Below are 21,808 nucleotides of genomic sequence, written 5' to 3' on the forward strand. Positions count from 1 at the left end.
GCGCGCCCCACTTCCGCGTCTCCCCTCCCCGCGACGAGCTCGTCGCCAGCGGGCCGCGGCGCCGTGCGTCCCGCTCCGGGCCCCCGCCGGGCGGCCGCCGGACGGACGGCGGGCGCCCCCAGGGCGGACGGGGCCAGGGCGACAAGCGCGGCAAGTCCCGGCTGAGCAGCGCGACCGGGATGATGGCGGTCGTCACCGCGTCCGGGCTCGCCATCGGCATCGGCGTCGCGATCGACCGGCTCGTCCTGCCCGAGTTGCGCTCGGACCGGACCACCGTCGCCGGCCCGGAGCCGCGGCAGCCGGCCGACACCATGCCGGGTCCGCAGAGCGACCTGCCGTCGTCCACCCCCGGGTCGGGGACGCCGAAGAGCGGTGCGACGGGCGGCCCCAGCGCCACGCCCACGACGGCCGCCGCGGAGCCGACGCCGCCGCTGAAGGCGATCCACCCGCGCACGACCGCGTCGGCGGAGCCGTCGAAGTCCGCGAAGGCGCCCGCGCCCGACGCGCCGCCGACGCTGACGTCCGGCGGCGGGGGCGGCCCCACGGGCGGATCGTCCGGCGGATCGCCGTCCTCCGAGGCCGCCGTCGTGTCGCTGACCAACGCCGAGCGCGCCAAGGAGGGCTGCCGCGCGCTGCGCGTCGACCAGCGGCTCGTCACGGCGGCCCGCAAACACTCCGCGGACATGGCGGCCAACGGCTACTTCGACCACACCTCCCGCAACGGCGACAGCCCGTGGAAGCGGATGGAGGACGCCGGCTACACCAGCCCCGGCGCGGAGAACATCGCCAAGGGGTACCCGACCGCCGCCGCCGTCGTGGAGGGCTGGATGAACAGCCCCGGCCACCGGGCCAACATCCTGAACTGCGGCCTGCGCGCCATCGGCGTCGGCCGGGCGTCCGGGCCCGGCGGCCCGCTGTGGACGCAGGACTTCGGCTGGAGGTGACCCGCCCGCCCCTCCGGGACGTGACCTTCGGGGAATCACCGGCGTCCGGTTCGCCCCCATGTCATGGTGGGTGTCCGAACGTGAAGACCCCTGAATGAGGAACGGTAAGGTCCAACCCATGGGTTACCCGGGCGATCAAGGCAAACCCGGCGACTGGCCCCCTCGGCAGCCGCCGCACACGCCGTACGGACCCGGAGCCGGAGCGCCGCCGTACGGCCACGACAACGACGAGGCCCCCTTCGCACCGCGCGGGCGGGACGACGACCCCGCTCCGTGGAACGACGCGCCCACCGCGTCCTGGGACGAGCAGCCCGCCGGGGGCTGGAGCGAGCAGCCGGCCCCGGCATGGGACGACCGGCCCACCGCCGCGTGGGACGACCGGCCCGTCGCGGGCGGCGCGGTCGGCGACGACGACCCCTACGGCCCGCCCGAGGGCATGCCGCCGGGTCCGACCGGCCCGTCCGGTCCGTCCGGTGGCGGGCCCACCCCGCCCGAGCGGCGCCGCAACCTGCCGCTGATCATCGGCGGCTCGGCGGTCGCCGGGATCCTGCTCATCGGCGGCGGCGTCGGGCTCTCCTCGATGCTGAAGGGCGACGAGGCGAAGCCCGCCAAGGCGGCCCCGACGCAGGCCGCGCCCACGCAGGCGCCGCCGACGCCGACCCCGGCCGAGCCCGTCCTCGAGCCGGTGAAGCTGAAGAGCCGCACCACCGACCCGAAGCCGCTGACCCTCAAGGAGGTCTTCGGCAAGTCGAAGTTCACCGCCGGCGACCACAAGTACGTGCGGACGGCCGTGAGCTCGAAGAAGGGCTGCACCGGCGTCGTCGGCGGCACGAGCCTGGAGAAGGCCCTCAAGAAGGGCGACTGCACCCAGGCGCTGCGGGCCACCTACGCGATCACCAGCGGCTCCCTCATCGGCACCGTCGGCGTGTTCAACCTCGAAAGCGAGTCCGCCGCCAAGGCGGCGGTGAAGGCCGCCGGCGGTAAGGACGCCTTCCTCCAGGCCCTGCCCGGCAAGGGCGTGTCCAAGACCAACGGCAAGGGCGAGGCGTTCGGCACCTCCCAGGCCCGCGGCCACTACGTCATCATGACGTGGGTGCAGCGGCCGGACGGCAAGAAGATCGCGAGCAAGTACCATGCGGCCGTCCGGGTCTTCGGCACCCAGATGGTCAAGGGCAGCAACCTCGCCCTCGCCCTGCACTACAGGGAAACCGAAGGCAAGCCCCTCCAAAAGTGACCCCTGCGAATACCCTCACTGCTTATGTCTGGACCTGAAGACACTCGGGAGACCGCCGAGCCGGCGGGGACGTCCGGCGTCCCCGCCGACCCGGCGCCGCCCAGTTTCGGCGGGGGCGACGGCGAGACCGCCACCGAGACCGCCACCGGCACCGCCCCGCTCCGGCTGCCCGCGTTCGGCCTCCAGGCGCCCTGGTGGGCCGCCGAATCCGAGGCCGACGCCGAGCCCGCGGCCGCGCCCCCCGCGCCCGCGGCCGAACCCGCGGCCGCCGCCGAACCCGCTCCCCCCGAGGCCGCCCCCGCCGAGCCGACCCCCGCTGAGCCGGCCCCCGCCGCGCCCGGGACGCTCGTCGCCGGCGCGGGCGTCCCGCCGGTCGACACCCGCGGCGCCGTGCCCGCCGAGCCGCTCGTCAAGCCCCCCGTCTCGACCGACGACACCGACCCCGACGGCTTCCAGGCCGTCCGCCCGGAGGGCGCCGCCCCCGAGGACGACACCGCGAAGGACGACCCCCCCGTGGACAACCCCGCCGTGAACGAGGCCGCGGAGGGCGGTCCCGCGCCGCTCTCCGCCTTCGAGAAGGCGAAGGAGGCCGAGAGCGCGTCGTCCGCGCAGACGGCCGTGCTGGTGCCCGACGCGATCCTGCCGCCCGGCGTGGTGCCGCCCACCGGCAGCGGACCGTTCCCGCACACCGAGACCGAGAACGGCGCCACCGTCGCCGACGGGCAGATCCCCGTGATCGCGCCCGTCTACCACACCGAGGGCGGCGTCCCGCTCGACACGCCTCCGCCGCCCGGCGCACCGCCGAAGGGCCCGATGCCGAAGGGCGCGGCGCCGAAGGGCCCGGCGGGCGGCGGCAGGAACAAGCGCCGCACCGTGCTGATCGGCGCCGGCGCGGCGGTCGTCCTCGCGGCCGGGGTCGCGCTGTTCACACTGGGCGGTACGGAGCCGAGCAGCGAGGACGGCGCCCGCAAGGCCGCCGAGCCCTCCGCTGCGCCGGCGCCGTCGACGGCCGCCCCGGCGCGGCCGTCCCCCGCCACCGGCCCGGTGAACATCGCCGACGAGAAGACCGACACCAAGGACCTCGCGTTCCGCGACGTGTTCCCGCAGGAGACGGTCAAGCTCGGCGGCCGCACCTACACCCGCGACCGCTGGTCCCTCAACCGCGACGTCAAGTACGCCGCCCGGGGCGCGATGCTCCACGCCCTCCAGCAGCAGCAGTGCCGCAAGATCGTCCGCGCGACGTTCATCGACCGGGCGAACAAGCTCGCCGTCACCTCGGGCATCGCCGTGATGCCGACGAAGGACGCCGCGCTCGCGGTCAGCAAGGCCGGCGACCCCGCCAAGTACGAGTGGTTCCGCGGCATGGCCGGCAAGCACTCCCCCGACATCGACCGCGCGGGCGGCTACGCGGCGGCGACCGTCCGCGGCCGGTACGTGGCCTACGCCTACGTCCAGTGGGCGAACGGCAAGAAGGCCGAGCCCGGCGACCCGGTGATCAAGCAGGCCGCCCAGCAGTTCCTCGACTACGACCTGCGCCCGATCATGGCCCGCGCCCGCGGCTGACCCGGCCCCTCGCGGCCGCGCGTCCCCACCCCGGGGGCGCGCGGCCGCGCCGCGTCTAGGCCGTCCCCTGCTCAGACGAGGTGGGCTGCTGCTGCTCGGCAGCGGCAGTGGCGGCGGCGTTGGCGGTCGCGTTGAGCGTCCGGACCCGCCGGGTCTCCTGGGCGCGCCTGGCCAGGCCGTCGTCGCCGGGGTAGCGGATCTCCTCCAGCGACAGCCCGTGCGCGGGCGCCACGTTCACGCCCGAGTCGCGGACGCGGGCGGCGAGCACCTCGGCGGGCCACTCCACCTCGCGCCGCCCGTCCCCCACCATCAGCAGCGCGCCGACGAGGGCCCGCACCATCGAGTGGCAGAACGCGTCGGCCTCCACGGTCGCGAGCGCCAGATGCGGGTCGCGGTCGTCGCGGACCCACTCGTAGCGCAGCAGCTCCCGGATCGTCGTCGCGCCCTCCCGCTTGCGGCAGTACGCCGCGAAGTCGGACTCCCCCACCAGCCGCCGCGCGGCGTCGTTCATCCGGGCCAGGTTGAGCGGGCGCGGATGCCACAGGACGTCGTGGCGGCGCAGCGGGTCAACGCCCACCGGGTTGTCGCACACCCGGTACACGTAGCGGCGCGACAGCGCGGAGAACCGCGCGTCGAACCCCTCCGGCGCGATCGACACGCGCCACACCCGCACGTCCGGCGGGAGCAGCCCGGCCAGGCGGCGCGGCATCGTCCCGTTGATCGCCGAGTACGCCGCCACCGGCACCACCAGGTGCGCGACCTGGCCGCTCGCGTGGACGCCCGCGTCGGTGCGGCCGGCGACGGTCAGCATGGGCGGCGGGTCGAGCCGCAGCATCCGTGCCAGCGCGTCCTCGATGACGCCCTGCACGGTCCGCTGGTTCGGCTGCCGAGCCCAGCCCGCGAAGTCCGACCCGTCGTAACCGATGTCGAGCCGGAGTCGTACCAGTGCGGTCATGTCAGCCGATTGATCCTTCTGCAACGTGGCTGTTCCGATCCCTTGCGTGTGCACGCCGCCGCTCCCCTGACCTGACCATGCGTCAAGTCTGGCAAAGAACAGGGCCCACCGTCCGCTGTGGACGGTGGGCCCTGGACGAATGTCGAGCAAACGCTCGGCCAGTTCGCGCGGCGAACTACTCCTTGCCGTCCTCCGCCTTGGCGTCCGCCGCCTCGTCCGCGGCCTTGGCCTCGGGCTCGGCGTCGGCGTCGGCGGCCTTGCTGAGGGTGACCTCGCCCTCGGCGGGCAGCTCCTCCTCGGCGACCTTCGGCGCGGACGTGCCGGTGGCGGCCGCCATCGGCTCGGTGACCAGCTCGATGATCGCCATGGGCGCGTTGTCGCCCTTGCGCGGGCCGATCTTGGTGATCCGGGTGTAGCCGCCGGGCCGGGTCTCGAAGCTCGGCGCGATCTCGGTGAAGAGCGCGTGGACGACGCCCTTGTCGCGGATCGTGCGGGCCACCAGGCGACGGTTGTGCAGGTCGCCCTTCTTGGCCTTGGTGATCAGCTTCTCGGCCAGCGGGCGCACCCGCCGGGCCTTGGCCTCGGTGGTGGTGATGCGGCCGTGCTCGAACAGCGCCGTCGCCAGGTTCGCCAGGATCAGCTTCTGGTGCGCGGCGCTCCCGCCGAGGCGGGCGCCCTTCGTGGGCTGGGGCATCGTGCTTCCTTCCTGCACCGGCCGTGTCAGGTACCGGCGTCAGCTGGTTCCGGTACGGCCGGGGAACGCGCCCCCGGCCGCCCGGAATCGGGTTTCTAGTACTGCTCGGTCTCGGCGTAGCTCTGGTCGTCGTCGCCGTAGTTGTCGGCCGCCGCGCTCGGGTCGAACCCGGGCGGGGAGTCCTTCAGCGACAGGCCCATGTCGTTGAGCTTCTGCTTGACCTCTTCGATCGACTTGGCGCCGAAGTTGCGGATGTCGAGCAGGTCCTGCTCGGAGCGGGCCACGAGCTCGCCCACCGAGTGGATGCCCTCGCGCTTCAGGCAGTTGTAGGAGCGGACCGTGAGGTTCAGCTCCTCGATCGGCAGGGCCAGGTCCGCGGCGAGCGCGGCGTCCGTCGGGGACGGGCCCATGTCGATGCCCTCGGCCTCGACGTTGAGCTCCCGGGCCAGGCCGAACAGCTCGACGAGGGTCTTGCCGGCGGAGGCGACCGCGTCGCGCGGCAGCATCGCCTGCTTGGTCTCCACGTCCAGGATGAGGCGGTCGAAGTCGGTGCGCTGCTCGACTCGGGTCGCCTCGACCTTGTAGGTGACCTTCAGCACGGGCGAGTAGATGGAGTCGATCGGGATCCGGCCGATCTCCTGGCCCGGCTGCTTGTTCTGCGCGGCGGAGACGTAGCCGCGGCCGCGCTCGACCGTCAGCTCCATCTCCAGCTTGGCCTTGTTGTTCAGCGTGGCGATGTGCAGGTCCGGGTTGTGGACCTCGACGCCCGCCGGCGGCGCGATGTCGGCCGCGGTCACCTCGCCCGGGCCCTGCTTGCGCAGGTACATGACCACGGGCTCGTCGTGCTCGGAGGAGACGACGAGCTCCTTGAGGTTCAGGATGATGTCGGTGACATCCTCCTTGACCCCGGGGACGGTGGAGAACTCGTGGAGGACGCCCTCGATCCGGATGCTGGTGACGGCCGCACCGGGAATCGAGGAGAGCAGCGTACGGCGCAGCGAGTTGCCGATCGTGTAGCCGAAGCCCGGCTCCAGCGGCTCGATGGTGAACCGCGACCGGTACTCGTCGACCTGCTCTTCGGTGAGAGTGGGACGCTGAGCGATGAGCATGGTGGTGCCTTCTTTCCGCGGTGCCCGCTATTTGACGACCGCGTTCTGGAGTGTTCCCCGATCCGCCGGGGCCCCGTCCGGGACCCCGGCGGTCGTAGAGCCCTACCCGGTTCCTACTTGGAGTAGAGCTCGACGATCAGCTGCTCCTGGACGGGAGCTTCGATCTGCTGCCGGACGGGCAGCGAGTGCACGAGGATTCGCATCTTCTCGCCGTCGACCCCGAGCCACGCGGGGACGGGGCGCTCGCCGATCTCGGCCTTGGCGACCTGGAACGGCGTCGACTCCATCGACTTGGGCTTGACGTCGACGATGTCGGCCTCGTTCACCAGGGCCGACGGGATGTTGACCTTCTTGCCGTTGACCCGGATGTGGCCGTGCCGGATGAGCTGGCGGGCCATGTCGCGGGACTTGGCGAAGCCGCCCCGGTAGACGACGTTGTCGAGCCGGCGCTCCAGGAGGGCGAGCAGGTTGTCGCCCGTCTTGCCCTGCTGGCGGTTCGCCTCGACGTAGTAGTTGTGGAACTGCCGCTCCAGGACGCCGTAGATGCGCCGCGCCTTCTGCTTCTCGCGAAGCTGCAGCAGGTACTCGGTCTCCTTGGGCCGACCGCGGCCGTGCTCACCCGGCGGGTAGGGACGGATCTCGATCGGGCACTTGGGGCCCATGCACTTGCTGCCCTTGAGGAACAGCTTCATCTTCTCGCGGCGGCAGAGCTTGCAGTCCGCACCGGTGTAACGAGCCATTGTTCTGTGATCTCCCCTGCTCAGACCCGGCTGGCCAGCACAGTGGCGGGCGGTGCCGCCTGCGCAAATTCCAGAGTGCTCTTCACGGGTCAGACCCTCCGACGCTTCGGCGGGCGGCAGCCGTTGTGCGGAACGGGCGTGACGTCCTGGATCGAGCCCACCTCGAGGCCGGTCGCCTGCAGCGAGCGGATGGCGGTCTCGCGGCCCGAGCCCGGGCCCTTCACGAAGACGTCGACCTTGCGCATGCCGTGCTCCATCGCGCGCCGGGCGGCGGCCTCGGCGGCCTGCTGCGCGGCGAACGGGGTGGACTTGCGCGAGCCCTTGAACCCGACGTGGCCCGAGGAGGCCCAGGAGATCACGTTCCCGTTGGGGTCGGTGATCGAGACGATCGTGTTGTTGAACGTGCTCTTGATGTGGGCGTGCCCGTGAGCGACGTTCTTCTTTTCCTTGCGGCGCACCTTCTTGGCGCCGACACGGCTCTTAGGAGGCATGTGCTCTCTCTACTCTTGAGGTCATCGATCCGGAGGACCGACTCCGGACTACTTCTTGCCGGCCTTCTTCTTGCCGGCCACGGTCTTCTTCTTGCCCTTGCGGGTGCGCGCGTTGGTCTGCGTGCGCTGACCGTGGACCGGAAGCCCGCGGCGGTGCCGGATGCCCTGGTAGCACCCGATCTCGATCTTGCGGCGGATGTCCGCCTGGACCTCGCGGCGAAGGTCACCCTCGATCTTGTAGTTCGCCTCGATCCAGTCGCGGAGCTTGATCAGCTCGTCGTCGCCGAGCTGGTGCACCCGCAGATCGCCGCTGACGCCGGTACCCGCCAGGGTCTCCAGCGCCCGCGTCCGGCCGATGCCGAAGATGTAGGTGAGAGCGACCTCCAAGCGCTTTTCGCGCGGGAGGTCGACGCCGAGGAGGCGTGCCATGTGGGCAGTTCCCTTCATAGTGCGGAGGTATGGACGCACCGCGTCCGCACACACCCTGCCCGGGTGGCGGCCCCGGCCTCCGACGGTCCGAGGGTGGTCCTCACACGCCGGTGCCGTACGACCCGATCACCCGGGGGTCCGGGGGTCGTCCCCCGGGTGGATGCCCGGTTCCCGGGAGGAAGCTCTGCTTCCGACCAGGGTGATCGCTGGTTCGTACGGCCACGTGTGTGAAGGCTGCGGTGCGCTTGTCTGGTTGTGGGCGTCAGCCCTGACGCTGCTTGTGGCGCGGGTCGGAGCAGATGACCATGACCCGGCCGTGCCGGCGGATGACGCGGCACTTGTTGCAGATCTTCTTGACGCTCGGCTTGACCTTCACTGGGTCTCCTAGAGATAAGGGTCACCCCTGTGCCGCCACACACAGGGAAGGCAACCCCAGTGGGTGTTACTTGTAGCGGTAGACGATCCGACCGCGCGTGAGGTCGTAGGGGCTCAGCTCCACAACGACGCGGTCGTCCGGCAGGATCCGGATGTAGTGCATCCGCATCTTGCCGCTGATGTGGGCGAGCACCTTGTGCCCGTTCTCGAGCTCCACCCGGAACATGGCGTTCGGGAGGGACTCGATGACGGTGCCCTCGATCTCGATGGCCCCTTCTTTCTTGGGCATGTCCTCCGCGCTTCACTGATCGGCTCATTGGACGCGGCCCGGGTCTCCAGGGGAGAATCGACCGCAACCCACCACGACGCGCGAGCGTCGGAAACGGGGAATCAGGCGGCCGGTCGACGGACCGACAAGGGAGTCTACGTCAACCGGACGCACAACGTGAAATCGGCGCACGCCACGAGTCCGGAGACTGCTCCCGACACAAGCATACATCGCGTGCGCGTTGTACCTTTCAGGAGAGAGACGTCAGAGGAGGATCAGCATGCCGAGCTATGACTTCGCGCTGATCCTCAGCCGTCCCCTGTACGAGGACGAACTGGATCCGCTGTTCGACCGCACCCACGGCGCGGTCACGGTTTCGATCATCAGCGAGCCCCAGCACGCCGAGCGCCCCGGCAACGCCTCCTGCTCCTGGTCCGGCGCCACCCTCGCCGCGTCGATCATGGAGGTCGTCGAGCACGTCGAGGAGAGCGCGCCCGGCCTGCACGTCCTCCAGGTCGAGGCCGACCCGCTGCTGACGATCCGCGACATCGCCGAGCGCGTCGGCCGCTCGCTGGACTCCGTCCGGCACGCGATCACCGGCGCCCGCGGCGCCACCGGGTTCCCGCCCTCGGAGATGTCGACCGCCGGCCACCGCCTGTGGCGCTGGTCCAAGGTCGCCGCCTGGTACGGCCTGGACGACCCGCAGCTCGTCGAGGCCAAGCCCACGGTCCAGGCCATCAACGGCTGGCTCGCCCTGCGCGACGTCGTCCCCGACGTGGCCCCGCCCGCCGAAGAGGTCACCACCGCGCTGTCCCTGGTGATCCCTCACGTCGCCTAGCAGCGCGTGGGGTTCGGTTCTGTGTTCGCGAACCAGCGGCTCGGGATGACGCGGCCGTCGGAGAGGCGGTACGTCTCGGGGCCGGGGGCCGGGTCCAGTCCAGCTCGCCACAGCGAGCGGACACTCGCGATGTTCTCCGGCTCGGCACCCGCGCGGACCTCGCGGTAGCCGAGGTGCCGGTGGGCCAGGGCGAGGCCGGCGGTGAACAGCTCGGCGCCGAGGCCGCGGCCCCGGTAGTCGGGCGCCAGGTGGCCGCCCAGCTCGCAACTGTCGCCCGACAGCGGGGTCAGGGTGAACGAGCCGGCGGGCGTGCCGCGGTCGGGGTCGATGGCGATCATGCCGAGGCCGAGGCGGGGGCTCGGCAGCCCGAAGCGGCCGCGGCCCCGGCCCGCGGGGGCCGCGAGGAGGGCGGCGCGCTCCTCCTCGGGGAGCAGCATCCCCGGCGTCCAGCCGAGCCACCGCTGCGCCGCGGCGTCGCCGGCCGTGGCCGCGATGCGCCGCGCGTCCGAGCATGTCGCGGTGCGGAAGAACAGCCTGGGCGTCACGATCTCGTGGCGGCCGCCCGAGCAGCCGCGGACGCGTAAGGCGGACCGCTGCCGCGTCGCCATGGGCCGCCCCTCCGGTGTGATCTATCGCCGAGCAAGGTAGCGGGTGGAGGCGGTCGGCGGAAGACGCCCGTAATGTCGTTGCCTACGGGGCGGAGTCGACAGTGCGGGCGGGCGAGGGCGAAGATCGTCCGGGGGGCGCGGCCCGGGGGTGGTGCGGAGACGGGCCCAGCGATGTCTTCAGGGCAAGGGGAGAGGATCGATGGCGATCATCGCGCAGCTGAGCGATATCCATCTGGCGGCCGGGCGTGACGGCGAGGTGGACGACGGCTCGGGCCCCGTGCGCGCTCTGCGGGCCGCCGTGTCGAGCCTGCTCTCGCTGCCGGCCCGGCCGGACGCGGTGGTCCTCACCGGCGACCTCGCCGACGCCGGGCGCCCCGCCGAGTACGCGCGGCTGCACGCCCTGCTGTCGCCGCTGCCGATGGCCGTCTACCCGATGTGCGGCAACCACGACGACCGCGACGGGATGCGGAAGGCGTTCGCCGACCATCCGGCGGTGGCGGCGACCGGTACCGCCCCGCAGGCGCCCATGCAGTACGCCGTGGACGTCGCGGGCGTGCGGCTGGTCTGCTGCGACACCACCGTCGACGGCCACTCGCACGGGCACATGAGCGCGGACCGGCTCCGCTGGCTCGACGGGGTGCTGCGGGACGCGCCGGACACGCCGACGGTCGTCGCCACCCACCATCCGCCGTACCCGATCGGGATGCGGTTCATCGACGACCTGCGGTTCGTCGACCCGGCCGGGTTCGCCGCGGTGCTGTCCCGGCACCCGCAGGTGGTGCGGGTGATCTCCGGGCACGTGCACCGGGCGTCGGTCGGGTCGCTCGCGGGCCGGGTCTGCACCACCTGCCCGAGCACCTACCGGCAGCTGTTCCTCGACCTCACCAAGCAGGGCCGCGCCGCCGTCACCGGGGAGCCCGCCGGGTTCGCGCTGCACCTCATCGGCGCGGACGGCACCGCCACCACGCACTTCGCCCCGACCGGCAACTACCGGCCGCTGATGGACGTGGAGTAGCGGCCGGTCGAGCGGCCGCCGCTGGAGCGGCCGCCGCTGGAGTGGCCGCCGCTGGAGCGGCCGTCAGCAGCGCCCGGAGCGGTCGCCGAAGATCGTGCGCATCAGCAGGACGGCGCCCCACGGGCCCGCCACCCAGATCCACCACGGGTAGACCGCGCCCGTGGTCACCAGCACGATCAGCCAGACGGTGAGGTTGATCGCGCTGACCGTCGCCCAGGCGCCCCACATCGCGCGCGTGCCGCGCAGCGAGAGGTCGCCGGAGCCGGACCGGGCCGCCGTGGCCGTGCTCTTGGACTGGGTCGCCGGGACGGGCAGCTGGTAGAGGTCCTCCTCCGGCAGGTCTGCCGTGACCTCCTGCAGTTCCCCGAAGGTCTTGGACGCGTAGACGCTCTCCAGCCGGTCCTGGAGCTCGTCCATCGTGATCCGGCCGAGGGCGCAGTGCTCCCGCAGGCTCGCGGCCACCCGGTCGCGGTCGGCGTCCGACGCCCGGATGTCAGGGTTCGGCGCCATCGTTCCTCCGCTTTCTCAGGACGAGCTGTCAGTCCCATTCTGCGCGGCCGGACCGACCTTCTGGAACCATGCGCGGCCCTCATCGAGGGCGGTCAGCACGCGCGGGCCGTCCGCGGTGACCGCGAACGTGTGCTCGAAGTGCGCCGAGTACCGCCCGTCGGTGGTGACGACCGTCCAGCCGTCGTCCAGCTCGCGGGTCTCCTTGGTGCCGAGGTTCACCATCGGCTCGACCGCGAAGCACATGCCCGGCTCCAGCACGGGGCCGTGCCCGGCCTCGCCGTGGTTGGGGATCAGCGGATCCATGTGCATCTCGGTGCCGATGCCGTGCCCGCCGTAGCCCTCGACGATGCCGTAGCGGCCCTGAGAGCGAATGTGAGCCTCGATCGCGTGCGACATGTCCGTCAGGCGGGCCCCGGCCCTTCCGGCCGCCAGACCGTGCCACAGGGACGTCTCGGTGACCTCCAGCAGCCGCCGGAGCTCATCGGTGATCTCCCCGACGGGCACCGTGATCGCCGCGTCGCCGTGCCAGCCCTGGACGATCGCGCCGCAGTCGATCGAGATGACGTCGCCGTCGCGCAGCGTCTTGCCGGCGCGCGGGATGCCGTGCACGATCTCCTCGTTGATCGAGGCGCAGATCGTCCCGGTGAAGCCGTGGTAGCCCTTGAAGGACGGGACGCCGCCGTTGTCGCGGATGTGCTCCTCGGCCAGCGCGTCCAGGTCCAGGGTGGTGATCCCCGGCTTGACCGCGCCGCGCAGCAGCTCCAGCGTCCGGCCGACGAGCAGGCCCGCCGCCCGCATCAGCTCGACCTGCTCCGGGGTCTTCATCTGGATGGTGGGCCTACGCCGTCTGAACATCATTCCCCCTGCACCGGTTCGGCCGCCGCCGGACGGGGCGCGGAGCCGCGGCCCCGCGCCCGCCCGTCACTTCTCCGGCTCGCCCATCACTTCTCCAGCGGGCGCAGCGCGGCCAGAGCGCGCTTCGTGACCTCTTCGACCGGGCCCGTCGCGTCGATGCCGACCAGGATGTTCTCGTCGGCGTAGAACTGCACCAGCGGCGACGTGTCGTGCCGGTACACCTCCAGGCGGTGCATGACGACCTCTTCCTTGTCGTCGTCCCGCTGGAACAGGTGGCCGCCGCAGTCGTCGCAGACGTCGTCCTGCTTGTCGTCGAAGTCGACGTGCCAGATCCGGCCGCACCGGTCGCAGGTGCGCCGGCCCGACAGCCGCCGGACGACCTCGTCCTCGTCGACGACGAGCTCCAGCACGATGTCGAGGCGCGCGTCCCACTCGGCGAGGATCTTCTTGAGCGTCTCCGCCTGCGGGACGTTGCGCGGGAACCCGTCCAGCAGGAACCCGTCGCGGGCGTCCTCCTCGCCCAGCCGGTCGCGCACCATCGCGATCGTGACCTCGTCGGGGACGAGGTCGCCGCGGTCCATGTACTGCTTGGCCTGCAGGCCGAGTTCGGTCCCGCCGCTGACGTTGGCGCGGAAGATGTCACCTGTCGAGATCTTCGGGACCGACAGATGAGATGCGATGAACTGGGCCTGCGTCCCCTTGCCCGCTCCCGGGGGGCCCACCAGCACGATACGCACTACCGGAGGAAGCCCTCGTAGTTGCGCTGCTGCAGCTGACTCTCGATCTGCTTCACGGTATCCAGTCCGACGCCGACGACGATGAGGATGCTCGCGCCACCGAAGGGGAAGTCCTGGGTCGCGTTCAGGAGTGCGAACGCCACCATGGGGATCAGGGACACGAGCCCCAGGTACAGCGCACCCGGCGCGGTGATCCGGGTCAGCACGAAGTCGAGGTATTCGGCGGTCGGCCGACCAGGACGGATACCTGGGATGAATCCACCATACTTCTTCATGTTGTCGGCCACTTCAGTGGGGTTGAACGTAATCGCCACGTAGAAGTAGGTGAAGAAGATGATCAAGACGAAGTAGAAGCCCATGTGCCAGGCGTTGTCCTGCTGCAGGTAGGGCTGGACCTTCTGCAGCCACTTGGTGTTGGGCCACAGCTGCGTCGCCAGGATCGGCAGGTACAGCAGCGAGGACGCGAAGATGATCGGGATGATGCCGGCCTGGTTCACCTTCAGCGGGATGTAGGTCGACGTCCCGCCGTACATGCGCCGGCCCACCATGCGCTTGGCGTACTGGACGGGGATCCGCCGCTGCGCCTGCTCGACGAACACGACGCCCGCCATGATGGCGAGGCCGACCAGGATCACGATCGCGAAGACGAAGCCGTTCTTGGCCTTGTAGATGCCCCAGAACTGGCCGGGGAAGACGGCCACGACCTGGGTGAAGATCAGGACGGACATGCCGTTGCCGACGCCGCGGTCGGTCATCAGCTCGCCCAGCCACATGATGACCGTGGTGCCCGCCACCATGCAGATCACCATCGTGATGATCGGGAAGACGCCGGTCTCGTAGAGGATGTCGCCACTGCCGGACACGCCCTGGAACAGCTGCCCGGTGCTCGCCATCGCCACGATGCCGGTGGCCTGCAGGATCGCCAGCCCCACCGTCAGGTAGCGGGTGTACTGTGTGATCTTCGTCGTGCCGGCCTGGCCCTCCTTCTTGAGGGCCTCCAGCCGCGGAATCACCACCACCAGCAGCTGCAGGATGATGCTCGCCGTGATGTACGGCATGATGCCCAGCGCGAAGATCGACAGCTTCAGCAGCGCGCCGCCGCTGAACAGGTCGACGAGACCGTAGAGCTGGTTGCTCTCCTTGGCCGCGTCCGCGGTGTCCTTCAGCACCTTCACGTTCACGTTCGGCGTCGGCAGGATCGAACCGATCCGGAACACCAAGATCATGAACAACGTGAACAGAAGTTTTTTACGCAGGTCAGGCGTACGGAAAGCCCGAGCGAACGCGGTCAGCACCATTCCTCCTGCGCGACTGGCGGGTTCACGGCCACCGAGGGGCCGGCTACAGCATGAGAACGGGCGGAGGATACCCGAGGAGACGCGTAAGTGCGCAATCTCACGCGAGTCGCCTTCGCCCGTAGGACTCTAACAGCAGATGACACCGGGGCCGCCTCGCCTTTCCCAGAGCCTTCACGGCCCCGGGCGCTCGGCGAGCACGGCCCCGGCATCGGATGTCGTCCTTCTTACAGCTCGTCGGTGGACCCACCGGCGGCGGCGATCTTCTCCTTGGCGGTGCCGGAGAAGGCGTGCGCCTTCACCTGGACCGCGACGGAGATCTCGCCGGTGCCGAGGACCTTGACCGGACGGCCGCCGCGCACCGCGCCCTTGGCCGCCAGGTCCTCCGCCGTGACCTCGCCGCCCTCGGGGTAGAGCGCGGCGAGCTTGTCCAGGTTCACGACCTGGAACTCGACCCGGTTCGGGTTCTTGAAGCCCTTCAGCTTCGGCACCCGGCGGATGAGCGGCATCTGGCCGCCCTCGAACCCGACGGGGACGGTGCTGCGGGCCTTGGTGCCCTTGGTGCCGCGGCCCGCGGTCTTGCCCTTGGACGCCTCGCCGCGGCCCTTGCGGGTCTTGGCCTTGTTGGCGCCGGGGGCCGGACGCAGGTCGTGGACCTTGAGCGGGGTTCCCTCGGAGGTGTCCTTACCGAGATCAGCCGCCATGTCAGTCGACCTCCTCGACGGCGACCAGGTGCGCCACCGTCCGGATCATGCCGAGCACCTCGGGGCGGTCCTCGCGGACCACGCTCTGCCCGATCTTCTTCAGGCCGAGGGTGCGCAGCGTGTCACGCTGGTTCTGCTTCTCGCTGATCACGGACTTGGTCTGCGTGATCTTCAGGTTCGTCATGACGACGCGGCCTCCGCCCTGGGCTCGCTGCCCGCCGCGCGGGCGCGCAGCATGGCCGCCGGGGCGACGTCCTCGATCGGCAGGCCGCGCTTGGCCGCGATCTCCTCCGGACGCTTCAGCGCCTTCAGCCCCGCGATCGTGGCGTGCACGATGTTGATGGCGTTGTCGCTGCCCAGCGACTTGCTCAGCACGTCGTGGATGCCGGCGGCCTCCAGGACGGCGCGCACCGGACCACCGGCGATGACGCCGGTACCGGGGCTGGCCGGACGCAGCAGGACCTCGCCCGCCGCGTCCCGCGCCTGCACCAGGTGCGGGATGGTGCCCTGGATCCGCGGCACCTTGAAGAAGTGCTTCTTGGCCTCTTCGACGCCCTTGGCGATCGCCGCGGGCACCTCCTTGGCCTTGCCGTAGCCGACGCCGACGGTGCCGTTGCCGTCACCGACGATCACCAGGGCGGTGAAGCTGAAGCGACGCCCGCCCTTGACGACCTTGGCGACACGGTTGATCGCCACGACCTTCTCGATGTACGACTGGCCCTTGTCGGCGCCACCGCGGCGGTCGTCGCGGCGGTCGCGACGGTCGCCACCCTGACCGCCGCCACGCCTCTGCGCTGCCATCAGTGGTTCCTTCCGATAAAGGTGGTGGGTGGGGGCTGGAGGACGGTCATCAGAGCTCCAGGCCCCCCTCGCGCGCACCGTCCGCTACAGCGGCGATGCGGCCGTGGTACTTGTGCCCACCGCGGTCGAACACGACCGAGTGGACGCCGGCGTCCTGGGCCCGGCGGGCGACGAGCTCGCCGACCTTGCGGGACTTGGCCGTCTTGTCGCCGGAGTCGGCGCGCAGGTCGGCCTCCATCGTCGACGCGCTGGCCAGCGTGTGGCCCTTGTCGTCGTCGATGACCTGGACGAACACGTGCCGGCTGGAGCGGGTCACGACCAGGCGAGGCCGCGCGGCGCTGCCCACGACCTTCTTCCGGACCCGCAGGTGCCGGCGCTTGCGGGACTTGGCCCGCGCCGACGTGGCCTTCGCGGCCAGGGTCTTGGTGCCTGCCATGACTACTTACCAGCCTTTCCGACCTTGCGGCGGATCTGCTCACCTTCGTAGCGCACGCCCTTGCCCTTGTACGGGTCGGGCTTGCGCAGCTTGCGGATGCGGGCGGCGATCTCGCCGACAAGCTGCTTGTCGATGCCCTCGACGGTCAGCTGCGTCGGCCGCTCGACCGTGAACTTGATGCCGTCCGGGGCCTCGAACGGGATCGGGTGGCTGTAGCCGAGGGAGAACTCGACGTTCTGCCCCTTGGCCACCACCCGGTAGCCGACGCCCTGGATGACCAGGGTCTTCTTGTAGCCGTCGGTCACCCCGACGACCATGTTGTTGATCAGCGTCCGCGTGAGCCCGTGCAGCCCGCGCACCTTGTTCACATCGTTCGGCCGGGTGACGACGATCGTGCCGTCCTCCTGGCTGACCTCGATGGGCTCGGCGACGGTGTGCGACAGCGTGCCCTTCGGCCCCTTGACGGTGACCTCCCGGCCGTCGAGGCTCACCTCGACACCGCTGGGCACGGTGATGGGAAGACGTCCAATACGAGACATTGTTCGGTACCTCCCCTCACCAGACGTAGGCGAGGACTTCCCCGCCCACGCCGCGCTTGCCCGCCTGACGGTCGGTCATCAGGCCGGAGGACGTCGAGATGATCGCGACGCCCAGTCCGCCCAGGACCCTCGGCAGGTTGTCCTTCTTCGCGTACACGCGCAGACCCGGCTTCGAGACGCGCTTGATGCCGGCGATCGAACGCTCCCGGGTCGGGCCGAACTTGAGCTCGATCAGGAGCTCCTTGCCCACCTTGGCGTCCTGCACGTTCCAGCCCGAGATGTAGCCCTCCTGCTGGAGGATCTCGGCGATGTGCGCCTTGATCTTCGAGTACGGCATCGCCACTGAGTCGTGGTACGCCGAATTCGCGTTGCGCAGACGCGTCAGCATGTCTGCGATCGGGTCGGTCATCGTCATGGCCTACAGGCCCTCCCTCGCCACGGTTTCCTCGGGTTGATGCGGCCCGTGGACCTTTGGCGCGGTCGTGGACGCCCTCTCGGGCGCCCGGTTGGTCATTACAGGCCGGTGTCCGCCCCCGGGGCCTGCGCCCCGGGGGAGGCGGTCACCAGCTGGACTTCGTGATGCCGGGCAGCTCGCCGCGGTGGGCCATCTCCCGGAAGCACACCCGGCAGAGGCCGAACTTCCGGTAGACGGAGCGCGGACGCCCGCAGCGCGAGCAACGAGTGTACGCGCGCACCTCGAACTTCGGCTTCCGCGCCGCCTTGGCGATCAGCGACTTCTTCGCCATGCTCAGCTCTCCTTGTTGCGATCCTCAGCCGGATGACCGGCTGCCGTGGAAGCTCAGGCTTCCTTGAAGGGGAAGCCCAGGAGCTTGAGCAGCGCCCGGCCCTCGTCGTCGGTCTTCGCGCTGGTCACGACCGTGATGTCCATGCCCCGCTGCCGGTCGACCTTGTCCGGGTCAACCTCGTGGAACATGACCTGCTCGGTCAGCCCGAAGGTGTAGTTGCCGTTGCCGTCGAACTGCTTCGGCGACAGGCCGCGGAAGTCGCGGATGCGGGGCAGCGCGGTGGCGAGCAGCCGGTCCAGGAACTCCCACATGCGGTCGCCGCGCAGCGTGGCGTGCGCGCCGATCGGCATGCCCTCGCGCAGCTTGAACTGCGCGATGGACTTGCGGGCCCGGTTGACCGCCGGCTTCTGGCCGGTGATCAGCGACAGGTCGCGGATCGCGCCCTCGATCAGCTTGGCGTCCTTGGCCGCGTCGCCGACGCCCATGTTGACCACGATCTTGGTCAGCGTGGGGATCTGCATGACGTTGGCGTAGCCGAACTGCTCGCGCATCTGCCCCGCGATCTCCTCGCGGTAGCGGACCTTGAGCCTCGGCGTCGGCACGGGACGCTCGGTGACGGTCTCGGTCATCGGTCTCAGATCTCCTTACCGCTACGGCGCGAGATCCGAACCTTCGTGCCGTCGTCGTTGATGCGGTAACCGACCCGTACCGGCTTGCCGTCCTCGACGATGGCGACGTTGCTGGCGTGCAGCGGCGCCTCCACCGTGACGCGGCCGCTCTCCTTGCCGGCACGCTGCTGGTCGGCCTTGATGTTCTTGGTGATGAGGTTGACGCCCTCGACGACGACGCGCTCGGCGCGCGGGTCGACGCGCAGGACCTTGCCCGTCGCGCCCTTGTCCTTGCCGGCGAGGACGATGACCTCGTCGCCCTTGCGGATCTTCATCAGAGCACCTCCGGCGCGAGCGAGATGATGCGCATGAACTTCTTCTCGCGCAGTTCGCGGCCCACCGGGCCGAAGATACGGGTGCCGCGGGGGTCGCCGCCGTCCCGGATCAGGACGGCGGCGTTCTCGTCGAAGCGGATGTAGGAGCCGTCCGGGCGCCGGCGCTCCTTGCGGGTGCGCACGACGACCGCCTTGACGACGTCACCCTTCTTCACGCCCGCGCCGGGAAGGGCGTCCTTCACCGTCGCGACGATGATGTCGCCGACTCCCGCGTAGCGCCGACCCGAGCCGCCGAGAACCCGGATGCAAAGGATCTCCTTCGCACCCGTGTTGTCGGCGACCTTGAGTCGCGACTCCTGCTGGATCACGTCAACTCCTGTTCGTCACACCGGTTCTGCACCGGATCTCGTCCGGCCAGCCTGGTGGAACCAGTCATGTACAAGTGCGGGACTCGCGCCCCGCGGGCCTACTTGGCCTTCTCGAGGATCTCCACCACGCGCCACCGCTTGGTGGCCGACAGCGGACGGGTCTCCATGAGACGGACGCGGTCGCCCACGCCGCACTCGTTGCCCTCGTCGTGAGCCTTGTAGTTCTTCGTGCGGCGGATCACCTTGTGGTACCGGCGGTGGGTCACGCGGTCCTCGACGGACACGACCACGGTCTTGTCCATCTTGTCGCTGACCACGAGGCCCTCAAGCACCTTGCGGGTGGTCCGCTGCTCCGTCTGCTGCTCGGTCATTCGTTGCCCTCCGCGGCGTCGTCCTCGGCGACCGTGACGATGCCGAGCTCGCGCTCCCGCATCACGGTGTAGATGCGGGCGATCTCGCGCTTGACGGTGCGCAGCCGCCCGTGGCTCTCAAGCTGGCCGGTCGCGGCCTGGAAGCGGAGGTTGAACAGCTCCTCCTTGGCCTCCTTGAGCTTGGTGACCAGGACGTCCTCGGGCTCGGTCCGCAGGTCGTCGGCGGTAAGACCCTTGGCCATCAGGACTCACCCACCTCTCGCTTAACGATCTTGCACTTCATGGGAAGCTTGTGGATCGCGCGGGTGAGGGCCTCCCGAGCCACCTGCTCGTTCGGGTAGGAGATCTCGAAGAGCACGCGGCCCGGCTTCACGTTGGCCACCCACCACTCCACGGAGCCCTTGCCGGAGCCCATGCGGGTCTCGGCGGGCTTCTTGGTCAGCGGACGGTCCGGGAAGATGTTGATCCAGACCTTGCCGCCGCGCTTGATGTGACGGGTCATGGCGATACGAGCGGCCTCGATCTGCCGGTTCGTCACGTACGCGGGCTCGACGGCCTGGATGCCGTACTCGCCGAACGTCACCCTCGTGCCGCCCTTGGCCATGCCACGGCGCTTCGGGTGGTGCTGCTTGCGGTGCTTGACCTTGCGAGGGATCAGCATCGGTTACTCAGCTCCCCTCACCCTGCGGAGCAGCCTCGGCCGCCGGGGCCGGCTGCTCGGAAACCTGCTGCTGCTTCTGCTCGCCGCCGCGGGCGCCACCGCGCTCGCCACCGGCGCCGCCGCGCTCGCCACCGCGGCCGCCACGGCCACCGCGGCCGCCGCCACCGCGGCGCTCACCGCGGCGCTCACGGCCGCCACCGCCGCCGGCGGCGCGCTGCTGCGCGGCCTGCTGCTCGCGCTCGGCGCGCGTCTGCGCGGCCTCGCCCTTGTAGATCCACACCTTGACGCCGATGCGGCCGAACGTCGTCCGGGCCTCGTAGAAGCCGTAGTCGATGTCGGCGCGCAGCGTGTGCAGCGGGACCTGGCCCTCGCGGTAGAACTCCGACCGCGACATCTCGGCGCCGCCGAGGCGGCCGCCGCACTGCACCTTGATGCCCTTGGCGCCGGACTTCATCGCGGACTGGATCGCCTTGCGCATCGCGCGGCGGAACGCGACCCGGCTGGACAGCTGCTCGGCCACGCCCTGCGCGACGAGCTGCGCGTCGATCTCGGGGTTCTTCACCTCGAGGATGTTCAGCCGGACCTGCTTGCCGGTCAGCTTCTCCAGGTCGCCCCGGAGGCGCTCGGCCTCCGCGCCGCGGCGGCCGATGACGATGCCCGGCCGGGCGGTGTGGATGTTGACCTCGACGCGGTCACGGGTCCGCTCGATCTCCACCTTGGAGATGCCCGCCCGGTCCATGCCCTTCTGCAGCATGCGCCGGATCTGGACGTCTTCCTTGACGTAGTCCTTGTAGAGCTTGTCGGCGAACCACACGGACTTGTGGTCGGTGGTGATGCCGAGCCGGAACCCGTGCGGGTTGATCTTCTGACCCACTACCGGGCCCTCCTCGTCTTCTTACCGCCGCCCGACGCGGACACCGCGTCGTCCCGCGATTCCACGACCACGGTGATGTGGCTCGTGCGCTTGTTGATGCGGTAAGCCCGGCCCTGGGCACGGGGGCGGAAACGCTTGAGCGTCGGCCCCTCGTCCACCCACGCACGGCTCACGACGAGCGTGTCCGAGTCGAGCTTGAAGTTGTGCTCGGCGTTGGCGATGGCACTCGCCAGCACCTTGCCCACCGGCTCACTCGCAGCCTGGGGGGCGAACCGCAGCACCGCCTGAGCCTCCGCGGCAGGCAGGCCGCGGATGAGGTCCACCACGCGGCGGGCCTTCCTGGGCGTGACGCGGATGTACCGCGCCTGGGCCCTGGCTTCCATCGCTGTTCCTCTCCGTACGATCTCTGCTCTGCCTGCTCAGCCTCGGCGGCTGCGGCGGTCTTCCTTGACGTGGCTGCGGAACGTGCGCGTCGGCGCGAACTCGCCGAGCTTGTGCCCCACCATCGAGTCGGTGATGAACACCGGGACGTGCTTGCGGCCGTCGTGCACGGCGATCGTGTGACCGATCATGTCCGGCACGATCATGGAGCGCCGCGACCACGTCTTGATGACGTTCTTGGTGCCCTTCTCGTTCTGGGCGTCCACCTTCTTGATCAGGTGGTCGTCCACGAACGGGCCCTTCTTAAGGCTACGTGGCATGACG

34 protein-coding genes are annotated in these 21,808 nt (G+C 70.4%); 5 read left to right on the plus strand and 29 right to left on the minus strand.

Going from position 1 to position 21,808, the window contains the following annotated elements:
- The first annotated feature begins 179 nt into the window (after window positions 1-179).
- The 3 genes from HUT06_RS38865 to HUT06_RS38875 all read left to right on the plus strand — a co-directional run bounded on the left by HUT06_RS38865 (window position 180) and on the right by HUT06_RS38875 (window position 3,741).
- Window positions 180-944 carry a CAP domain-containing protein gene (locus HUT06_RS38865; protein ID WP_176200278.1) on the plus strand — a complete coding sequence of 255 codons (765 nt, stop codon included), beginning with the start codon at window positions 180-182 and terminating at the stop codon, window positions 942-944.
- Between the two features lie 118 nt (window positions 945-1,062).
- Window positions 1,063-2,178 (plus strand): hypothetical protein, encoded by a 1,116-nt coding sequence (locus HUT06_RS38870; protein WP_176200279.1) that lies wholly within the window; start codon window positions 1,063-1,065, stop codon window positions 2,176-2,178.
- Window positions 2,179-2,202: 24 nt separating this feature from the next.
- Entirely contained in the window at window positions 2,203-3,741 is a 1,539-nt protein-coding gene (locus tag HUT06_RS38875; RefSeq protein ID WP_176200280.1) for a hypothetical protein, read from the plus strand.
- 55 nt (window positions 3,742-3,796) lie between these two features.
- Here the strand turns inward: HUT06_RS38875 and truA are convergent, their stop codons facing one another.
- From truA to infA, 8 genes are all read right to left on the minus strand, one after another.
- On the minus strand, window positions 3,797-4,696 hold the full coding sequence (gene truA, locus HUT06_RS38880) for a tRNA pseudouridine(38-40) synthase TruA (protein ID WP_176200281.1): 900 nt from the start codon (window positions 4,694-4,696) through the stop codon (window positions 3,797-3,799).
- Window positions 4,697-4,871: 175 nt separating this feature from the next.
- Window positions 4,872-5,390 carry a 50S ribosomal protein L17 gene (gene rplQ, locus HUT06_RS38885; RefSeq protein ID WP_176200282.1) on the minus strand — a complete coding sequence of 173 codons (519 nt, stop codon included), beginning with the start codon at window positions 5,388-5,390 and terminating at the stop codon, window positions 4,872-4,874.
- A 95-nt stretch (window positions 5,391-5,485) separates the two neighbouring features.
- Entirely contained in the window at window positions 5,486-6,499 is a 1,014-nt protein-coding gene (locus HUT06_RS38890) for a DNA-directed RNA polymerase subunit alpha (protein ID WP_131741171.1), read from the minus strand.
- A 113-nt stretch (window positions 6,500-6,612) separates the two neighbouring features.
- On the minus strand, window positions 6,613-7,239 hold the full coding sequence (rpsD, locus tag HUT06_RS38895) for a 30S ribosomal protein S4 (RefSeq protein WP_176200283.1): 627 nt from the start codon (window positions 7,237-7,239) through the stop codon (window positions 6,613-6,615).
- Window positions 7,240-7,328: 89 nt separating this feature from the next.
- Window positions 7,329-7,730, minus strand: a complete 402-nt coding sequence (rpsK, locus tag HUT06_RS38900; RefSeq protein ID WP_021596710.1) for a 30S ribosomal protein S11 — start codon at window positions 7,728-7,730, stop codon at window positions 7,329-7,331.
- 48 nt (window positions 7,731-7,778) lie between these two features.
- The gene (gene rpsM, locus HUT06_RS38905; protein ID WP_138636292.1) at window positions 7,779-8,159 is read right to left on the minus strand and encodes a 30S ribosomal protein S13; all 381 of its coding nucleotides are present in this window, start codon (window positions 8,157-8,159) and stop codon (window positions 7,779-7,781) included.
- Between the two features lie 262 nt (window positions 8,160-8,421).
- Window positions 8,422-8,535: a 50S ribosomal protein L36 gene (gene rpmJ / locus HUT06_RS38910; RefSeq protein WP_021596712.1), complete on the minus strand. Its 114-nt coding sequence runs from the start codon at window positions 8,533-8,535 to the stop codon at window positions 8,422-8,424.
- Between the two features lie 66 nt (window positions 8,536-8,601).
- Window positions 8,602-8,823 (minus strand): translation initiation factor IF-1, encoded by a 222-nt coding sequence (gene infA / locus HUT06_RS38915; RefSeq protein WP_067629441.1) that lies wholly within the window; start codon window positions 8,821-8,823, stop codon window positions 8,602-8,604.
- 259 nt (window positions 8,824-9,082) lie between these two features.
- Between infA and HUT06_RS38920 the strand changes: the two genes are divergently transcribed.
- Window positions 9,083-9,640: a hypothetical protein gene (locus tag HUT06_RS38920; protein ID WP_176200284.1), complete on the plus strand. Its 558-nt coding sequence runs from the start codon at window positions 9,083-9,085 to the stop codon at window positions 9,638-9,640.
- Here HUT06_RS38920 and HUT06_RS38925 read toward each other — a convergent pair.
- A complete protein-coding gene (locus HUT06_RS38925) occupies window positions 9,637-10,248 on the minus strand; it encodes a GNAT family N-acetyltransferase (protein ID WP_176200285.1) in 612 nt (203 codons plus the stop codon). The genes HUT06_RS38920 and HUT06_RS38925 overlap by 4 nt on opposite strands.
- Before the next feature lie 199 nt (window positions 10,249-10,447).
- Here HUT06_RS38925 and HUT06_RS38930 point away from each other — a divergent pair, with 199 nt between their 5' ends.
- Entirely contained in the window at window positions 10,448-11,263 is an 816-nt protein-coding gene (locus HUT06_RS38930) for a phosphodiesterase (protein ID WP_176200286.1), read from the plus strand.
- 63 nt (window positions 11,264-11,326) lie between these two features.
- Here the strand turns inward: HUT06_RS38930 and HUT06_RS38935 are convergent, their stop codons facing one another.
- The 20 genes from HUT06_RS38935 to rpsS form a co-directional block, all read right to left on the minus strand.
- Window positions 11,327-11,773 carry a DUF1707 domain-containing protein gene (locus HUT06_RS38935; protein ID WP_176200287.1) on the minus strand — a complete coding sequence of 149 codons (447 nt, stop codon included), beginning with the start codon at window positions 11,771-11,773 and terminating at the stop codon, window positions 11,327-11,329.
- Between the two features lie 15 nt (window positions 11,774-11,788).
- Window positions 11,789-12,628 carry a type I methionyl aminopeptidase gene (gene map / locus HUT06_RS38940; protein ID WP_176200288.1) on the minus strand — a complete coding sequence of 280 codons (840 nt, stop codon included), beginning with the start codon at window positions 12,626-12,628 and terminating at the stop codon, window positions 11,789-11,791.
- Between the two features lie 86 nt (window positions 12,629-12,714).
- Window positions 12,715-13,365 carry an adenylate kinase gene (locus HUT06_RS38945; protein WP_176200289.1) on the minus strand — a complete coding sequence of 217 codons (651 nt, stop codon included), beginning with the start codon at window positions 13,363-13,365 and terminating at the stop codon, window positions 12,715-12,717.
- Window positions 13,365-14,660, minus strand: a complete 1,296-nt coding sequence (gene secY / locus HUT06_RS38950; RefSeq protein ID WP_176201900.1) for a preprotein translocase subunit SecY — start codon at window positions 14,658-14,660, stop codon at window positions 13,365-13,367. The genes HUT06_RS38945 and secY overlap by 1 nt, the downstream gene beginning before the upstream one ends.
- Before the next feature lie 227 nt (window positions 14,661-14,887).
- Entirely contained in the window at window positions 14,888-15,364 is a 477-nt protein-coding gene (rplO, locus tag HUT06_RS38955; protein ID WP_138636299.1) for a 50S ribosomal protein L15, read from the minus strand.
- Between the two features lies 1 nt (window position 15,365).
- Window positions 15,366-15,548, minus strand: a complete 183-nt coding sequence (rpmD, locus tag HUT06_RS38960) for a 50S ribosomal protein L30 (protein WP_176200290.1) — start codon at window positions 15,546-15,548, stop codon at window positions 15,366-15,368.
- The gene (gene rpsE / locus HUT06_RS38965) at window positions 15,545-16,168 is read right to left on the minus strand and encodes a 30S ribosomal protein S5 (protein ID WP_157438004.1); all 624 of its coding nucleotides are present in this window, start codon (window positions 16,166-16,168) and stop codon (window positions 15,545-15,547) included. Before rpsE ends, rpmD begins: the two co-directional genes overlap by 4 nt.
- Before the next feature lie 46 nt (window positions 16,169-16,214).
- Window positions 16,215-16,601, minus strand: a complete 387-nt coding sequence (gene rplR, locus HUT06_RS38970; RefSeq protein ID WP_138636300.1) for a 50S ribosomal protein L18 — start codon at window positions 16,599-16,601, stop codon at window positions 16,215-16,217.
- 2 nt (window positions 16,602-16,603) lie between these two features.
- The gene (gene rplF, locus HUT06_RS38975; protein WP_176200291.1) at window positions 16,604-17,140 is read right to left on the minus strand and encodes a 50S ribosomal protein L6; all 537 of its coding nucleotides are present in this window, start codon (window positions 17,138-17,140) and stop codon (window positions 16,604-16,606) included.
- 16 nt (window positions 17,141-17,156) lie between these two features.
- Complete coding sequence (rpsH, locus tag HUT06_RS38980) at window positions 17,157-17,555, minus strand: 30S ribosomal protein S8 (protein ID WP_176200292.1); 399 nt, start codon at window positions 17,553-17,555, stop codon at window positions 17,157-17,159.
- A 145-nt stretch (window positions 17,556-17,700) separates the two neighbouring features.
- Window positions 17,701-17,886, minus strand: a complete 186-nt coding sequence (locus HUT06_RS38985; RefSeq protein ID WP_138636303.1) for a type Z 30S ribosomal protein S14 — start codon at window positions 17,884-17,886, stop codon at window positions 17,701-17,703.
- A gap of 53 nt (window positions 17,887-17,939) precedes the next feature.
- The gene (gene rplE / locus HUT06_RS38990) at window positions 17,940-18,515 is read right to left on the minus strand and encodes a 50S ribosomal protein L5 (protein ID WP_176200293.1); all 576 of its coding nucleotides are present in this window, start codon (window positions 18,513-18,515) and stop codon (window positions 17,940-17,942) included.
- A 5-nt stretch (window positions 18,516-18,520) separates the two neighbouring features.
- Entirely contained in the window at window positions 18,521-18,829 is a 309-nt protein-coding gene (gene rplX, locus HUT06_RS38995) for a 50S ribosomal protein L24 (RefSeq protein WP_176200294.1), read from the minus strand.
- The gene (rplN, locus tag HUT06_RS39000) at window positions 18,829-19,197 is read right to left on the minus strand and encodes a 50S ribosomal protein L14 (protein ID WP_067629407.1); all 369 of its coding nucleotides are present in this window, start codon (window positions 19,195-19,197) and stop codon (window positions 18,829-18,831) included. Before rplN ends, rplX begins: the two co-directional genes overlap by 1 nt.
- Before the next feature lie 98 nt (window positions 19,198-19,295).
- Window positions 19,296-19,568 carry a 30S ribosomal protein S17 gene (gene rpsQ / locus HUT06_RS39005; RefSeq protein WP_138636306.1) on the minus strand — a complete coding sequence of 91 codons (273 nt, stop codon included), beginning with the start codon at window positions 19,566-19,568 and terminating at the stop codon, window positions 19,296-19,298.
- Window positions 19,565-19,810: a 50S ribosomal protein L29 gene (gene rpmC / locus HUT06_RS39010; RefSeq protein ID WP_089324460.1), complete on the minus strand. Its 246-nt coding sequence runs from the start codon at window positions 19,808-19,810 to the stop codon at window positions 19,565-19,567. The genes rpsQ and rpmC overlap by 4 nt, the downstream gene beginning before the upstream one ends.
- Window positions 19,810-20,229, minus strand: a complete 420-nt coding sequence (gene rplP / locus HUT06_RS39015; RefSeq protein ID WP_176200295.1) for a 50S ribosomal protein L16 — start codon at window positions 20,227-20,229, stop codon at window positions 19,810-19,812. The genes rpmC and rplP overlap by 1 nt, the downstream gene beginning before the upstream one ends.
- 7 nt (window positions 20,230-20,236) lie before the next feature.
- Window positions 20,237-21,103, minus strand: a complete 867-nt coding sequence (gene rpsC, locus HUT06_RS39020; RefSeq protein WP_176200296.1) for a 30S ribosomal protein S3 — start codon at window positions 21,101-21,103, stop codon at window positions 20,237-20,239.
- A complete protein-coding gene (gene rplV / locus HUT06_RS39025) occupies window positions 21,103-21,486 on the minus strand; it encodes a 50S ribosomal protein L22 (protein WP_138636308.1) in 384 nt (127 codons plus the stop codon). Before rplV ends, rpsC begins: the two co-directional genes overlap by 1 nt.
- 36 nt (window positions 21,487-21,522) lie before the next feature.
- Entirely contained in the window at window positions 21,523-21,804 is a 282-nt protein-coding gene (gene rpsS / locus HUT06_RS39030) for a 30S ribosomal protein S19 (RefSeq protein WP_021597487.1), read from the minus strand.
- Window positions 21,805-21,808 lie beyond the last annotated feature (4 nt).

It is taken from the genome of Actinomadura sp. NAK00032, from assembly GCF_013364275.1.
Lineage (GTDB): Bacteria > Actinomycetota > Actinomycetes > Streptosporangiales > Streptosporangiaceae > Spirillospora.